The organism is Cellulomonas sp. KRMCY2, assembly GCF_000526515.1.
Taxonomy (GTDB): domain Bacteria; phylum Actinomycetota; class Actinomycetes; order Actinomycetales; family Cellulomonadaceae; genus Actinotalea.
On record NZ_JAGF01000001.1, the window covers coordinates 2,500,625 to 2,516,215 of the forward strand.

Annotated in this window: 13 protein-coding genes and 1 pseudogene; 12 read left to right on the forward strand and 2 right to left on the reverse strand. The window is 70.4% G+C overall.

The annotated features are described in order from the left end of the window. Nucleotides 1-36 precede the first annotated feature (36 nt). Nucleotides 37-1,407: an FGGY family carbohydrate kinase gene (locus tag K415_RS0112010; RefSeq protein WP_024287287.1), complete on the reverse strand. Its 1,371-nt coding sequence runs from the start codon at nucleotides 1,405-1,407 to the stop codon at nucleotides 37-39. A gap of 122 nt (nucleotides 1,408-1,529) precedes the next feature. On the opposite strand from K415_RS0112010, the gene K415_RS0112015 reads away from it, so the two are divergent. Next, complete coding sequence (locus tag K415_RS0112015) at nucleotides 1,530-2,522, forward strand: ketose-bisphosphate aldolase (protein WP_024287288.1); 993 nt, start codon at nucleotides 1,530-1,532, stop codon at nucleotides 2,520-2,522. A gap of 72 nt (nucleotides 2,523-2,594) precedes the next feature. Then, nucleotides 2,595-3,686 (forward strand): LacI family DNA-binding transcriptional regulator, encoded by a 1,092-nt coding sequence (locus K415_RS0112020; RefSeq protein WP_081785011.1) that lies wholly within the window; start codon nucleotides 2,595-2,597, stop codon nucleotides 3,684-3,686. Here K415_RS0112020 and K415_RS23580 read toward each other — a convergent pair. Beyond that, nucleotides 3,616-3,861 (reverse strand): annotated as a pseudogene (locus tag K415_RS23580) (tyrosine-type recombinase/integrase); the annotation flags it as partial. The gene K415_RS0112020 and the pseudogene K415_RS23580 overlap by 71 nt on opposite strands. Before the next feature lie 154 nt (nucleotides 3,862-4,015). Here K415_RS23580 and K415_RS0112030 point away from each other — a divergent pair. The 10 genes from K415_RS0112030 to K415_RS0112075 all read left to right on the forward strand — a co-directional run bounded on the left by K415_RS0112030 (nucleotide 4,016) and on the right by K415_RS0112075 (nucleotide 15,586). Further along, nucleotides 4,016-4,690 (forward strand): SDR family NAD(P)-dependent oxidoreductase, encoded by a 675-nt coding sequence (locus K415_RS0112030; protein ID WP_024287290.1) that lies wholly within the window; start codon nucleotides 4,016-4,018, stop codon nucleotides 4,688-4,690. Between the two features lie 106 nt (nucleotides 4,691-4,796). Next, nucleotides 4,797-5,621, forward strand: coding sequence for an HAD hydrolase family protein (locus K415_RS0112035; protein WP_024287291.1), 825 nt, complete (start codon nucleotides 4,797-4,799; stop codon nucleotides 5,619-5,621). A 273-nt stretch (nucleotides 5,622-5,894) separates the two neighbouring features. Continuing rightward, nucleotides 5,895-7,772 (forward strand): beta-glucoside-specific PTS transporter subunit IIABC, encoded by a 1,878-nt coding sequence (locus K415_RS0112040; RefSeq protein WP_024287292.1) that lies wholly within the window; start codon nucleotides 5,895-5,897, stop codon nucleotides 7,770-7,772. A 97-nt stretch (nucleotides 7,773-7,869) separates the two neighbouring features. Next, a complete protein-coding gene (locus K415_RS0112045; RefSeq protein ID WP_024287293.1) occupies nucleotides 7,870-9,297 on the forward strand; it encodes a glycoside hydrolase family 1 protein in 1,428 nt (475 codons plus the stop codon). Between the two features lie 84 nt (nucleotides 9,298-9,381). Further along, complete coding sequence (locus K415_RS0112050; RefSeq protein ID WP_024287294.1) at nucleotides 9,382-10,263, forward strand: PRD domain-containing protein; 882 nt, start codon at nucleotides 9,382-9,384, stop codon at nucleotides 10,261-10,263. Further along, nucleotides 10,260-10,520 (forward strand): PTS transporter subunit EIIB, encoded by a 261-nt coding sequence (locus K415_RS0112055; protein WP_024287295.1) that lies wholly within the window; start codon nucleotides 10,260-10,262, stop codon nucleotides 10,518-10,520. Before K415_RS0112050 ends, K415_RS0112055 begins: the two co-directional genes overlap by 4 nt. Further along, entirely contained in the window at nucleotides 10,513-10,773 is a 261-nt protein-coding gene (locus K415_RS0112060) for an HPr family phosphocarrier protein (protein WP_024287296.1), read from the forward strand. Before K415_RS0112055 ends, K415_RS0112060 begins: the two co-directional genes overlap by 8 nt. Before the next feature lie 8 nt (nucleotides 10,774-10,781). Further along, complete coding sequence (gene ptsP / locus K415_RS0112065) at nucleotides 10,782-12,461, forward strand: phosphoenolpyruvate--protein phosphotransferase (protein WP_024287297.1); 1,680 nt, start codon at nucleotides 10,782-10,784, stop codon at nucleotides 12,459-12,461. Between the two features lie 186 nt (nucleotides 12,462-12,647). After that, a complete protein-coding gene (locus tag K415_RS0112070) occupies nucleotides 12,648-14,600 on the forward strand; it encodes a bifunctional diguanylate cyclase/phosphodiesterase (RefSeq protein ID WP_024287298.1) in 1,953 nt (650 codons plus the stop codon). 68 nt (nucleotides 14,601-14,668) lie between these two features. Continuing rightward, nucleotides 14,669-15,586, forward strand: coding sequence for an SIS domain-containing protein (locus tag K415_RS0112075; protein ID WP_024287299.1), 918 nt, complete (start codon nucleotides 14,669-14,671; stop codon nucleotides 15,584-15,586). Nucleotides 15,587-15,591 lie beyond the last annotated feature (5 nt).

Here is a 15,591-nt window from a genome sequence, read left to right on the forward strand (position 1 = left end):
CGTTGTCTAGCCCTGTCCGACGACGTGACTGATCTGTTACCCCGTCTCCGTGTAACCGTTGCCCGATGTGTCCGTTGTCAGGCGCCTTGCTCCCGGCATGTCAGCGGTGTCGGACCACCAGCCGCAGGCCATCCCGGCGATCGCTGCTGCTCCGCGCGCGACCGTCTCGGTCGCCTGCGAGACCACCGGAGACGTCGCGCCGAGTGCGGCCTTCGCGGCGACCCATCGAGGCGATCTCAGACCGCCGCCGGTCAGGAGCGTCACGCCGGACGCTCCCGTGGCTGCGCGGACCGCCTGCTCGCCCTTCGCGGCCATCACGGCGTAGTGATCCAGGATCTGGGCCCACGAGCTCGGACCTTCGGGAAGGTGGCAGGCGCCCCCCTGCTCGAGGGTGCGGACGGCGTCCGGGGCGGGGAGCCCGGCGGTCCCCGGAGGCGGCGCCTGGGCATCGAGGGCCGCCCGGTCCCCGCGTGTCGCATCGAGGAATGTCTGCATCGCCAGGCCGGGCCGCAGGCCCTCCCAGATGAGGGCGACGTCACCCGTGGACGGCCATGACTCGACGGTCAGACCATCAGCGACCAGCCGGGCGACCTCCGCGTGGCTGGGCCTGGGCGTGCTGCGGGTCACCGCCGCAAGAACGGGTTCGCCGGTGCCCATGGAGTCGACTACCTCACCCGCCCGGGCGCCCGTCCCCACCGCGGCAACGGGGTGGTCATGTCCCGCGATGACCACCATCGCCCCAGGTCGGAGGCCTAGTCGGCGCGCCAGCGCAGTGTCGGCCGGCGTGCCCGTCGCAGGCGGGGTGACCCGTGCGGGCCTCACGCCACCCAGCCCCGCCGAGACCCAGATGGCCTCGACGTACTGTCCTTCTACGGGGTCGAAGGCGCCACTGGTCGACGCGAGTGACGCCTCCTGGACGGCCTGGCCGGTCAGGCGCCATGCAACGGCGCCGGCAAGACCGAGGAACGTCCCGTCGACCAGCCGTCCATGCGCGCTCAACCAGGCCAGCTTGGCCAGGGACGAGGTCGAGCGGACGTGGCCGCCGGTTCGCCCGGCGAGCCAGGACCGTCCGAACGCCTCCTCAAGGGCCCGCACGACATCCGCTCCCCGGTCGTCGTACCAGGCCGGGAAGTCGATGTGCTGCAGACGGGAGCCGGCAAGGATGGTGCCGACCTCACCCATGGTGCCAATGCCCACGCCGACGATCGGCGAGCCGCGTAGCCCCATACCCTCGATCAGCGACTCGACGGTGTCGAGCATGGCCAGGACGGGGAAGTCCACGGCACCGGCGATGTTCCCGATCGGCGTGGGTGAGGCACGGAACGTGACCGCCCGGCCGTCGCGCCCATAGGCGGCAACCTTCGTCCGCGACGTGCCGATGTCGATCCCGAGCACAAGCTCATCCACGTGTCTGTCCTCGCCCGTGTGTTGTCGCCGCGCGGAAGGCGTGACGTGTCCCGTTTAGTGCACTAGTCTGTCCAACGTTGTCAGACGAAACAACCACCACCTTCATCATCCCGGGAGACACGATGACCCTGATCACACTGAGGAACGCCCTCGACGAGGCACGCAAGGGGGGGTATGGGGTCGGTGCGTTCAACGTCACCGACGTGCTCCAGGTGGAGGCGGTCCTGGATGCGGCGGCTCGCACCAGCTCGCCGGTGATCGTGCAGACGATCGTGGGTGCCTCGGCGTTCGCGTCGGACGAGCTGTTCTGGGACCTCATCCTGCGGGCGATCTCCCACTACCCCGATGTGCCCGTCGTCCTGCACCTGGACCACGGCCCGGACGAGGAGTCCTGCCGGCGTGCGATCGACGCGGGGTTCAGCAGCGTGATGATCGACGGGAGCCTCGACCGCCAGACCCATCAGCCGGCCTCCTTCGAGGAGAATGTTGCCGTGACCGCCAGGGTCGTCGAGTATGCGCACGCACGCGGCGTGTCGGTGGAGGGCGAGCTCGGGACGATCGGCGGTTCGGAGGACGGGTCGAAGCACGCCGAGATCGTCCTCGCGGACCCCGAGCAGGCAGCCGAGTTCGTTCGCCGTACGGGTGTCGATGCCCTCGCCGTCGCGATCGGCACCTCGCACGGCGCCTACAAGTTCTCGAGCCCGCCGGACGGGTCGGTGCTCCACATGGACCTGATCTCGGAGATCGCGGGGCGCGTGCCTGGCACCCACCTCGTGATGCACGGGTCCTCCTCCCTGCCGGGGGACCTGCGAGCCGTGATCAACACCTACGGGGGCACCCTGCCGGAGTCCTGGGGCGTGCCGGAGGACGAGAAGGCCCGATCGACCAAGCTCGGTGTCACGAAGATCAACCAGGGCATGGACTCCCACATGGCCTTCATGGCGGAGGTCCGCCGGTCTCTCGCGACCGACGGGCTCACGGCGGATCCCGCTCCTGCTCTGCGCGCCGGACGTCGGGCGATGACCGACCTCATCGCGGAGCGCATGGAGGTCTTCGGACAGGCAGGGCACGCCGGTGACTACGTCGCCGAGCCATTCCACGCCGTCGCCCGGTGAACGAGGGGACGTGAGGCCGGACACGGCCGACCGTCGCCGCCGGTTTCGCGGGCGAGCCACTAACCTCACGCCATGAGCGGTGACGAGGTGGTCAGCCCGCGGGCGCCCAGGGGTTTCCCCCGAGCCGCACGCCTGGTCGACATAGCCGAGGCCGCCGGGGTGTCGATCAAGACCGTCTCCCGTGTGCTCAACGGCGAGCCGTACGTCACCGACGCGATGCGCGAGCGGGTGCTCGGCGCGGTCGACGACCTGGGCTACACGACGGACAACCGCGCGCGGTTGCTCCGGACGAGCAAGTCGGGCTACCTCGGTCTGATCGTGCCTGACATCCGTAACGGCTTCTTCGCGGGTCTGACCCACAACATCGAGAAGCGCCTGAGCTCGAGTGGACAGACGATCCTCCTCGGTATCTCCGACGAGTCCCCCGAGAAGGAGGAACGCTACCTGCGGCTGTTCCGGCAGCAGAGGGTGGACGGGCTCATCGTCCTTCCTGCGGGTGCACCGAGCCTTGCCGACGTCTCCCGGCGCCTTCCGATCGTCGTGCTCGACCGGACAGTCGAGAGCATCCGCTCGAGAGCCGACCACGTCCTGGTGAACAACCGCGAGGCCGCTCGGGTCTTGACACGCCACCTGGTGGAGCACCACCGCCTGCGACAGGTCGCCATGGTCACGGGCGAGGCAGCGATTTCGAGCGTCCACGAACGTCAGCTCGGCTACGCCGACGTGCTGGCCGAGGCGGGGCTCCAGCCGTTCGAGTCCAGCGGTCACACCTCGCAGGGGGAGGCCGCGGCGGGCGCGCTGCAGCTCTTCCGCACCATGGAGCCGCCGTTCGGCGTGCTGGCGACGGGCAACCGCATGTTCAGCGCGGCGATGACCGCGATCACCCGGCTCGGGCTCCGGGTGCCGCGGGACGTCGCGATCGTCACCTTCGACGGTGTCGGGGACCCGGACCTCACCGGGATGACGCCGACACGGGCGACCTTGCCCGTGCCGACGATGGCGGCGCGCGCCCTGCAGCTGCTCACCGAGCGGTCGAACGACCCCGCGCGCCCGTTCCGCGAGATCCTGCTGGACTGCGACATCGAGTACGGCGTCACCTGTGGATGCGTCGAGGCGGACCAGACCCCGCCCCTGAAGGTCGCCCGTCGGACGGCCGACCGGTAGTGCCACGAGCGCATTCGACGGTGTGCGGGTACCTCTGGGTGGTCATGACCTGGGCGTGGCCCATGCGCTCCATCACGGACTTCAGGTCCGCTCCGCCGGCCAGGAGGCAGGACGCGTGGGCGTGGCGCAGGTCGTGCATGCGGACCGGGAAGTCGATGCCGGCGCGGGCCACGGCCGGGCGCCAGTAGCATCAGAGGCCCTTTCGATCTTCGGATCGGGAGGGTCTCTTGCGTTGGATGTGGGCTCGAACCTGCGGCGCGCGACCGGTGCGCCGCGCTCCGCAGGGCTCCGGCTATGGTCGATCAGACACTCTTCGGAAGGGGACGGCCATGCCTACCATCGCGATCATCGGTGCTGGACCGGGCCTCGGGGCCGCCGTCGCGCGCAGGTTCGGTGCGGAGGGCTTCTCGATCGCGCTCATCTCTCGGGATCAGGCGAAGCTGGACGCGTTGGCGGCCCAGCTCCAGGACGGTGGTCTGGTCGCGCGCGGCTACGCGGCGGATGTCCTTGACCCTGCCGCCCTCGAGGTCGCCCTGGCGCGTGCCGCGGCCGAGCTGGGCCCGATCGCCGTGCTGCAGTACAGCCCGCTGCCGTCCAGGGAGTACCTCGAACCGGTGCTCGAGATGACGCCCGAGCTGGCGCTGGAGGCGCTGCGGTTCTCGGCCCTGGGGCTCATCCACGCGGTTCGATCGGTGCTGCCGGCGATGCGGACGGCGGGCGACGGCAGCATCATCCTCGTCAACGGCGGCACGTCGGTGAAGGCGCGAAGCGGCTTCGCGGGCACCTCGATCGCGTTCCCTGCCGAGAGCGCGTACGGCGAGATGCTCCACGACGCGCTGCAGGACGAGGGCATCCGCGTCATCCAGCTCGTCATCCCGGGAGGCATCCCGAAGCTTCGGCTCGAGAACGGGATCGACGACGTGGCGGCGCGCATCTGGGAGCTCCACGGCTCCCGGGGCCCGTTCCGGACCATGCTCATCCCGCTGGAGGACGGCCGAGAGTGAGGCGCGTGCGTCCGACGCGCGACGCGCACGACCGTGACGTGCAGCCCGTGGTGCTCCGCGCCCACCCTCCTCGGCAGCCCGCCGGGGCTCGGGTACGGTCGCCGGGATGAGGCGAGCAGTGTTCCTGGACGTCGACGGCACCTACGCTCACCACGGTGAGGTCCCCGCGGCGCACGCGTCGGCGGTGCGCGCAGCTCGCGCAGCAGGGCATGCCGTCCTGCTGTGCACCGGGCGCCCCAAGTCGATGCTGCCGGCGCGCATCCTTGGTGCGGGCTTCGACGGGATCGTGGCCGCCGCCGGCGGGTACGTGGAGGTCGACGGCGAGGTGCTCGCGGACCGACGGTTCCCCGCGCCGCTTGCCGAGCGGGCGGTCGCTGCGCTCCGGGCCCACGACGTCGCATTCATCCTCGAAGCGCCAGACGCGCTCTACGGGCCGCTGGGCCTCGACCGCAGGCTCGCCGCGCTGTTCGGCGCGCACCTGCACCCTCAGCCCGGCGAGCGCCACGGAGGGCCGTCGGACATCTTGGACGGCCTGACGATGTCCGACGACCTGGCCGGTGCGTCGTTCGGCAAGATCACCTGCTTCGGCTCGTCCGTGCCCGTCGTCACGCTCCGGGACGAGATCGGCGGTCCGCTCGGAGTGCTCCCGAGCTCGATCCCCGGCATGGGCGAGTCCGCGGGCGAGATCTACCTCGAGGGCGTCCACAAGGCCGTCGGGATGCGGATCGCCGCTCAGCATGTCGGCGTCGCGCTCGCGGACGTCATCGCGTTCGGCGACGGGCTCAACGACCTGGAGATGATCGCCGAGGCCGGGATCGGGGTGGCCATCGAGGGGGCGGACCCACGGGTGCTCGCCGTGGCAGACCGCGTCGCCGCCGGTCCGGAGCGTGCGGGCCTGGTCAGCGCCTTCGAGGATCTCGGGCTGATCTGAGACGGACCGCGGGGTGGCCCGGGGCCATGGCCGCGCGCACGCCCCTCGTCGACGCGGTCGAGAGTCGGGGGTTTACACGGACGGGCCCGGTGGTCTAGGTTCCGACTCGGGCGCCCAGTGCGTCCCCGATGTCTGGGATTGTTACTGCACGGCAGGCAAAACCCAAGCTGGCATCCGTTCGGCCCTCACGGTCGAGTCGGTTGCACGGCTTGGGTTTTTTTGTTGCCTCAGGCAAGGCCCACGCTGCGGACGTGACGGGTTCAAGGAGGAATCATGGCTACCGCAAGCAAGTACGAAGTGATCGCCGACGAGGTCATGCGGGCCGTCGGCGGTGCCAAGAACGTGAAGTCGGTGACGCACTGCGCGACCCGGCTCCGCTTCCAGCTTCATGACCGGTCGAAGGCGGACAAGGCCGCCGTCGAGGCGACCCGCGGCGTGATCACCGTCGTGGAGTCCGGCGGTCAGTTCCAGGTCGTCATCGGCAACACCGTGAACAACGTCTACGAGGCGTTGACGGCCCACCACGAGGTCACGTCGGAGGGCGCCGCGTCGGGTGGCCTCCTGGCCAAGGCGATCGACCTCATCACCAGCATCTTCACCCCGTTCCTCTGGGTGCTCGCCGGCTCGGGCCTGCTCAAGGCCCTGCTCGCCGTCTGGGCGAAGGCCGACGAGACGGCGGCCGCGTCGTCCAGCTACGCGATCCTGTTCGCCGCCGGTGACGCGATCTTCCAGTTCCTGCCGATCCTGCTGGCCGTGACCGCGGCCAAGAAGTTCAAGGCCGACGTCTACTCGGCGCTCGCCATCGCCGGTGCGCTGATCTACTCCGCAACCGTCGCGGTCATCCCGAACGCCGACGGCGCGAGCGTCACGCTCTCGGCGTTCGCCTCGGGCGGCGGGGAGCTGACCTTCCTCGGCATCCCGGTGGTCATGGTCAGCTACCTGTCCGCGGTCATCCCGACGATCCTGGCCATCTACGCCCAGAGCAAGCTCGAGAAGGTGCTCAACCGGGTGCTGCCGGACGCGATCCGGAACTTCGTCACGCCGCTGGTCGTGCTCGCCGTCATCGTCCCGGTGACCTTCCTCGTCATCGGCCCGATCTCGGACTGGGCGGGCAGCGGCCTGTCGTCCGGCGTGAACTGGTTCTGGGGCCTGTCGCCGCTCATCGGCGGTGCGCTCATGGGGGCGTTCTGGCAGGTCTTCGTGATCTTCGGGGTGCACTGGGGATTCGTGCCGGTCATGATCCAGGACCTGTCGGAGCAGGGCTACTCGCTGCTCACCGGCCCGCTGTTCGCCGCGGTCCTCGCGCAGTCAGGCGCGGCTGCCGCGGTGTTCCTCAAGACCCGGAACCGCGACCTCAAGGCGGTCGCCGGCCCGGCGACCATCTCGGCCTTCCTGGCCGGCATCACCGAGCCCGCGATCTACGGTGTGACGCTCCGGTTGAAGAAGCCCTTCATCTTCGCCTGCATCGGTGGCGCGATCGGTGGTGCGATCGCTGCGTCGGGCGGTTCGGCGTCCATGGGCTTCGTCCTGCCGGGTGCGATCACGCTCACCTCAACGGTCGACGTCGGCAACTTCGCGCTGCAGCTCCTCGGCACCGGCCTGGCGATCGCGATCGCCTTCACCCTGACGATGGTGCTGGGCTTCAAGGACATCCCGAACAAGGAGGATGCCGAGGCCGTCGCGGGCGGTGCCGTGCCGAGCGAGGCCGCAGCGGTGACCTCGCCGGTTGCCGGTGCGGTCGTCCCGCTCAGTGCCGTGCCGGACAAGGTCTTCTCCTCCGGCGCGATGGGGACCGGCCTGGCCGTCATCCCGTCGGAGGGCAGGGCCTACGCGCCCATCTCGGGCGTCCTGCTGACCGTGATGCCGCACGCGTTCGGCATCCGCGGTGACGAGGGGCTCGAGGTCCTCGTGCACATCGGTCTCGACACCGTCGAGCTCAACGGGAAGCACTTCTCACCACTGGTCACTCAGGGCCAGCGCGTGACCGCCGGGGAGCTGCTCGTCGAGTTCGACATCGCCGGGATCACCGCCGCGGGCTACAACCCGATCACCGTGATGATCGTGACCGACGACGGCGGGTACGCCGCCGTCGTCCCGGTCGCGACCGGGGACGTCCGCTGCAACGAGCCGGCCCTCGACCTGGTCGGCTGACGCAGCGTCGGTCGGTGGTCGGGTCGACCCGACCACCGACCGGCTCCCGGCGCCGTCGCGCCCACCCCATCAGCACCGCACGAGACGGAGACAGAGGATGACGCACGCTGAGCCACGGACGTTCCCCGAGGGATTCCTCTGGGGAGGCGCCACCGCCGCCAACCAGCTCGAGGGAGCATTCGACGAGGGCGGCAAGGGCCTGTCCATCCAGGACGTCACTCCGCGCGGGATCATGGCCCCGCGCACGCCGGAGCCGACCCCCGACAACCTCAAGCTGATCGGGATCGACTTCTACCACCGCTACGCCGAGGACATCGCGCTCTTCGCCGAGATGGGCTTCTCGGTGTTCCGGCTGTCCATCGCGTGGAGCCGGATCTTCCCGAACGGCGACGACGAGCAGCCCAACGAGGAGGGCCTCGCGTTCTACGACCGCGTGTTCGACGAGTGTCACAGGCACGGCATCGAGCCCCTGGTGACGATCTCCCACTACGAGACCCCGCTGCACCTGACCGAGACGTACGACGGCTGGGTCAGTCGCGAGCTGATCGGATTCTACGAGCGCTACGTGCGGGTCCTGTTCGACAGGTACTCCTCGAAGGTGAAGTACTGGCTGACCTTCAACGAGATCAACTCCGTGCTGCACGTGCCGTTCATGTCGGGCGGGATCGGCACGCCCAAGGACGAGCTCACGCAGTCCCAGCTGTTCCAGGCGGTGCACCACGAGCTGGTCGCGTCCGCGCTGGCGACCAAGATCGCCCACGAGTCGTACCCCGGCATCCAGGTCGGCTGCATGGTCATCTCGATGCCGATCTACCCGCTCACGCCCGACCCGGCGGACATGCTCGCGGTGATGGACGCCGACCACGCCAACCTCATGTTCTCCGACGTCCACGTGCGCGGTGCCTACCCCGGGTACGCACTGCGCTACTTCCGCGAGCACGGCATCGAGCTGGACATCACCGCGGAGGACCGCGAGCTGCTGCAGAACACCGTCGACTTCGTCTCGTTCAGCTACTACATGTCGCTGTGCGAGACGGCCGACCCGGCCAAGAAGGTCCGCGGCGAGGGGAACATCATGGGTGGGATCCCGAACCCGCACCTGCCCGCGTCGGAGTGGGGCTGGCAGATCGATCCGGTCGGACTGCGGGTGGTGCTCAACCAGTTCTGGGACCGGTGGGGCAAGCCGCTGTTCATCGTGGAGAACGGCTTGGGCGCCAAGGACGAGCTCGTCGTGGTCGACGGTGTGACGACGGTCGTCGACGACTACCGGATCGCCTACCTCAACGACCACCTCTACCAGGTGGGGGAGGCCGTCCGTGACGGGGTCGAGGTCATGGGGTACACCTCGTGGGGCTGCATCGACCTCGTGTCAGCCAGCACGGCGCAGATGAGCAAGCGGTACGGCTTCGTCTACGTGGACCGCAGCGACGACGGCACCGGCACGCTGGAGCGATACCGCAAGAAGTCGTTCGCCTGGTACGCCGAGGTCATCCGGACCAACGGCGCAAGCCTGACCCGGTCCTGACAGGTGGTGCCGTGGTCGCTGTCCGGCGGCCACGGCACCCGCCAGGATGGGATACCGGACTCTCGACGAGGAGAGGAGGAGCAGGTGCAGGTCGTCAAGGTCTTCAACAACAACGTCGTGCTCGGAGTGGATGACCGCGGGGTCGAGCGGGTCCTCCTCGGGCGAGGTCTGGGCTTCCAGATGAGCCCGGGTACGGAGGTGGACCCCGCCAGGATCGAGCGCGTCTTCGTGCCGAGCGGCGCCACGAGCGCCGAGCGGATCGCGGCGTTCGTGGACGAGATCCCGATGGCCGACATCGAGCTCACGGAGAAGGTCGTCGCGATGGCACGCGAGCGGCTCGGGCCGCACGTCACCGAGCACGTGCTCGTCCCGCTGGCCGACCACCTGAGCTTCGCGCTGCGCCGCGCCGCCGGGGGCACGACCGAGATCGAGTACCCGCTGCGGTGGGAGGTGCAGTACCTGTACCCCGGCGAGGTCGCCGTGGCGCGGGCCGCACTCGACCTCGTCGAGCAGGAGCGGGGTGTGCGGCTGCCCGACATCGAGGCCGTGCCGATCGCGCTGCACCTGGTCAACGCCCAGTTCGGCGCGAGCGACCTCGGCCAGATGGTCCAGATGACCGCGCTGCTGCACCAGATCCTCGCGGTCATCCGCGAGGAGTACGGCACCGAGATCGACGAGGACTCCGTCGAGGTGGCCCGGTTCGTCACCCATCTGCGCTACCTCTTCCTCCGGGAACGGCAGGGCAAGAAGCTGAGCGAGACCCCGGCCGAGCTGCATGCGGCGCTGCGGAACGCCCGTCCCCGGGAGTACACGTCGGCCGGGCGGGTCGGGGAGCTGCTGCACGACGAGTTCGGCTGGACCATCACGATCGACGAGGTGCTCTACCTCGCCCTGCACGTGAGCCGGCTCGTCGACGTGGCGTCCCCGACACCCGTCACGGGGCCAGGTCGAGAGGTCGAGCCATGAGTCTCGCCGCGGAGCTGCTCGACGCCGTCGGCGGGCCCGAGAACGTCGCGGCGCTGACCCACTGCTGGGCCAGGCTCCGCTTCGAGCTGCACGACGACGCGGCGGTCGACGAGCCGCGCGTCGAGGCCCTGCCCGAGGTCACGATGGCGGTGCACCAGCACGGGCAGTACCACGTCGTCCTGGGCGGCAGGTTGCTCGAGACCTTCGACGACCTGACCGCTCTCATCAACCGGCACCACGAGGTTCACCATGGCTGAGCGCACCGTCGTCGTCGCATCGAGGGTCGGACTGCACGCCCGTCCCGCGATGCTGTTCACGCAGGTGGTTGCCGCCGGCGGGGGGGCAGTGACCATCGCCCGCCCGGGCCAGGAGCCCGTGGACGCCTCGAGCATCCTGCTCGTCATGAGCATGGGCGTGAAGAACGGTGCGGAGGTCGTGCTCGCCGGCGAGGACACGGCGCTGCTCGACCGGCTGGTCGAGATGCTCGAGACCGACCTGGACGCCGAGTGAGCTCGCCGATGCGTGTGATCACCGGGGTCGGCGTGGGGCGGGGCGCGGTGCTCGGGCCGGTGGCCCGGGCCCATCCGGTACCGCACGTTCCCGCCGGCGCGCCGGCGCACTCTGATCCTGAGGTCGCCGCTGCGCACCTCGCGGCCACGTTCGACGCCGTCGCGGACTCGCTGCAGGAGCGGGCGGAGGCCGCGCAGGGCACCCTCAGAGACGTGCTGCACGCGACGAGCCTGATGGCCAAGGATCCGGCGTTCGCCTCGCAGTCCACGGCCAAGGTGCGTGCGGGGACCGATCCGGCGCTCGCGGTCTGGGAGGTCGCCGGGCAGTTCATCGACATGTTCACCGCGGCGGGCGGGTACCTGGCCGAGCGTGCCACGGACCTGGCCTCCGTGCGCGATCGCGTCGTCGCCCGCCTGCAGGGGCTGCCCGAGCCGGGCGTTCCCGCACTGTGGCGCCCGTCCGTCGTGGTGGCTGAGGACCTCTCGCCGGCGGACACCGCGGTGCTGGACCTGTCGCTGGTGCTGGGCATCGTGATCGAGAAGGGCGGCCCGACGAGCCACACCGCGATCATCGCCGGACAGCTCGGGCTGCCGTGCGTGGTGCGCGCCGGCGATGCGGCCAGCCTGCGGGACGGCGACGAGGTGGCCGTGGACGCCGCCCGCGGCACGGTCACGGTGGACCCGGACGACGTCGCGCGCGCCGCGGTGCGCCGGCGCTGCCAGTCCCTCGCCACGCTCGCCGAGGACACCGCTGCGGGCGCGACCTCCGACGGACACGCGGTCCAGCTCCTGGCGAACATCGGCACCGCCGACGACGCCGAGCGGCTGACCGACCTGGCCGTCCAGGGCGTCGGGCTGTTCCGGACCGAGGTGCTGTTCCTCGACGCGTCGACCGCGCCGACCGAGGACGACCAGGCGGCGGTCTATGCCCGGGCGCTGACCGCGCTGGGCGACCGGAAGGTGGTCATCCGGACCCTGGACGCGGGCGCGGACAAGCCGTTGTCGTTCGTCACCCAGCCCGGCGAGGAGAACCCGGCACTGGGGGTGCGCGGCTACCGGTTGATCCGCACGGCGCCTGGCCTGATGGACGCCCAGCTCGCCGCCATCGCCCGCGCCGCGCGGCAGACCGGCGAGCACCCGTGGGTGATGGCTCCGATGATCGCGACCGTGGACGAGGCCGCCGAGTTCGCCTCCCGCGCACGCGCCGCGGGGATCGGGACCGTAGGTGTGATGGTCGAGGTGCCCGCTGTCGCGCTGCGTGCGCGCGAGGTGCTCGCCGAGGTCGACTTCGTGTCCGTGGGCACCAACGACCTGGCCCAGTACACGATGGCGACCGACCGGCTGCGCGGTGAGCTCGCCGATCTGCTGGACATCTGGCAGCCCGCGGTGCTGGACCTCGTCGCGGCGACCGCGGCGGCCGGCCTCGATCTGGGCAAGCCGGTGGGTGTGTGCGGGGAGTCCGCGGGCGACCCTGTCATGGCCCTCGCGCTGACCGGCATGGGCATCACATCGTTGTCGATGTCACCGGCATCGGTGCCGGGAGTGCGGTTCGCGCTCCGCCTGCACACTCTGGACCAGTGCCGTCAGATCGCCGCGGCGGCCCGAGCCGCTGGCTCGGCCGCCCGTGCCCGGGCTGCGGCGCTCGCCCTGGTCGACCCGCAGGCCCGCGAGCTCCTCGCGCTGGACTGAGGCGGTCCGGTCGCGCGCCCGGACGGGGCGCACCCGCATGTGCGGCCGGTACCTCGACATCACGCAGCCGACAGCCTCCGCGCACGACCACGCGGAGGCGATCCTGTGGTTCGCCTCCGGCGCGATCCCCGTTCGACCCGCATGCTTGGCAGGTCGGATCGTGGACTGCGGGCGAGGGGGCCTCGGATGGACGTCAAGCCGTTGGGTCGTGCGCGTTCCGCGGCCGGCCGCGTGCCGTTCCTCGTGCGGTGGGTCCTGGCGGTGACACTGAGCGTCGTCAGCGCCGGCCTGATCGAGTACGCGGTCGCCTCGGGCCAGGTGGAGCAGCGGACCCTGGAAGCGGCGATCGGGACCTATGAGGCTGAGATCGTCGGCCTCGAGGCGGTCCTTGCCGCAGATCTGGCGCCGGACGCTCGGCGGGCAGCGGTGGCGGCGCAGCTGGAGCACATCGCGGTGACCAACGGGACCGAGTACGTCGGCCTGTTCGACGCGGACGGACGACCCGTCGGTGTCGTAGGGACCGGCACGAACACCGTCGACGCGGAGCGGCTCGACGCCGTCCTCCTGTCCGGAGAGCCGTCGGCCGACTCCGAACGTGACGTGGGCGAAGCCGGGCAGTCGGAGCGGTACGAGTTCCTGCTGCCGGTGCGCTCACCGGACGGGATGCTGGTCATCGAGATCGATCAGCGGGCCGAGATCATCGGCAACGTGCTGGCCGACCTACGGGTGAGCCAGGTCTATGGGCTGCTGCTCGGGCTGGTGCTCGCCATCCCGCTCTCCTACCTGTTCGGGGGACGTACGCTGCACCGGCAGCATCGTCGGGCGCAGCGGACGGCGAACACCGATGCGTTGACCGGGATCGCTGCACGACGCCCGTTCCGTCCCGCGCTGGAGGCCGCGCTCGCGGACCACACCGCCACGAACGTCGTGCTGGGTCTGATCGACATCGACGACTTCAAGCAGGTCAACGATCGGCTGGGCCACACCTACGGCGACCGGGTCCTGTGTGCGTTGGCGGACTCCTTCGACACGTTGCGCGCGTCCGACACCCCCTTCCGGCTGGGTGGTGACGAGTTCGCCGTCCTGCTCGTCAACAGCACCGACGTGCAGGCCGACGAGGCGCTCGAGCGGGTCCGTCGCTCGTTGACGGAACGGGCGCCCGGCATCACGTTCAGCGCCGGCATCGCGTCGGCCCGGCCGCACGACGAGGTCGCCGCTCAGGAGCTGTGGGAGCGCGCGGACGCCGCGCTGTACGACGCCAAGGCCCGCGGCCGCCGCCAGACCGTGACCTTCGACTCGATGTCCACCGGGCTGACGGTCAGCGCGGAGAAGCTCGACGCGATGTCCTCCCTCCTCACCGACGACGGCGGACTGACCGTCGCGTTCCAGCCCATCTGGGACCTTCGCCGAGGTCAGATCATCGGCCACGAGGCCCTCCTTCGGCTTCCCGCGGGCGTACCGATCGACGGCCCGCAGGAGGCCTTCGAGCTGGCCCGACGCCTGGGTCTTGCCGCCGAGCTCGACGAGTGCGCCCGCCGGACGGTCCTGGCGAGCGTCCGTGCACGGCACTGGGACGGGCTGCTGTTCGTCAACGTCCATCCCGACGCGCTGCCTCGGCTCGATGTCGAGGCGCTCGTCGCCGAGGCAGCGTCGGCCGGCCTCGCTCCGAGAGACGTCATCCTCGAGGTCACCGAGCACACCGGCCTCGATCTGCCCGAGCCCATCGGGGTGCTCAGGCGGGCACACGCCCTTGGCTTCCGGCTGGCCCTGGACGACATGGGCCGGGGCAACGCGGGCCTCCGCGCCCTGACGCACGTCCGCTTCGACGTGGTCAAGATCGACCGCCACGTGATCGCCCGACTCGGTCTCGACCCGGCCTCCGACGCGACAGTTGCCGCGGCGACGACGTTCGTCCAGCAGACGGGCGGCTGGGTCGTGGCCGAAGGCATCGAGGACGCGGACATGCTCGGCGCGGTCCTCGGCATCGGCCGTGGACCGTCCGCGGTCGCCGGGATCGCCGGGCAAGGGTCCTTCCTCGGCCGCCCCGCCGCTGCCCCGACGGCGATCACCACTCACCTTGACGTCCTGCCCGCCCCAGAGCGTCCGTCGCCGCCGGCCGCGCCGCCGCTCGGCACCTGAGGGTGTGGGGGAGTGCGATGTGCCAAACTCGGTTGTCGCGCGAGGATCTGGCTAGCCGTGGAGGGTTGATGGTTCGGGAGCCGAACACGTTGCCGCTCCTTGAACGGCTCACGAACCACAGCGAACGGCTGCGTCCCTCGGAGCTCAAGGTCGCCAGGGCCGTGCTCGCTGATCCGGCTGCGGCCGTGCGGGTGAACATGGCAGCCCTGGCCGCCAGCGCCGGGGTCAGCGAGCCGACGGTCATGCGCTTCTGCAACGGCCTCGGTTTCGACGGCTTCCAGTCGTTCCGCTTCGCACTCGCCGAAGCCCTCGCCATCGGCATCCCGGTCACCCACTCGGCCATCAGCGTCGACGACTCCGTCGCCGAGATGGCGACGAAGATCTTCGACCACACCCTGAGCAGTCTCGACCGCGCCCGCCGTGGACTCGACACGACAGCCGTGACGACAGCGGTCGACGTCCTGCTCGAAGCGAGCCGGGTGGTCCTCGTGGGCCTCGGCGCCTCGGGCATCATCGCTCAGGATGCGCTGCAGCAGGCCGTGCTCCTGGGCGTGCCGTGCGCCGCCCCGATCGACCTGCACCAGCAGTTCATGGCCGCCTCGATGATGGAGCCCGGCAGCGTCCTCGTCGCGATCTCGAACACGGGCCGGTCGCGATCGATCCTCGAGATCACGGTGGAGGCGAAGCGCAACGGAGCCACGATCATCGGCGTGGTCGGTGGTCCGAGCCCGCTCCTCGACCTCGCCGACGTCGGTATCGTGCTCCGGACGTTCGAGGACACCAACACCTACACGCCCACCGTGAGCCGACTCGCCGGCCTGGTCCTGGTCGATGTGCTTGCGACCGCGGTGGCCGTCCGCCGTGGACCGGGTCACCTGGAGCGGCTGCGGGAGATGAAGGCGGCGCTCTCCGAGTTCCGGGGGAGCTTCGAACCGGGGAGCCCGGACGGCGACCCGCATCCGTCGGCCGGCCCTGGCGTCGGCTGACGCCG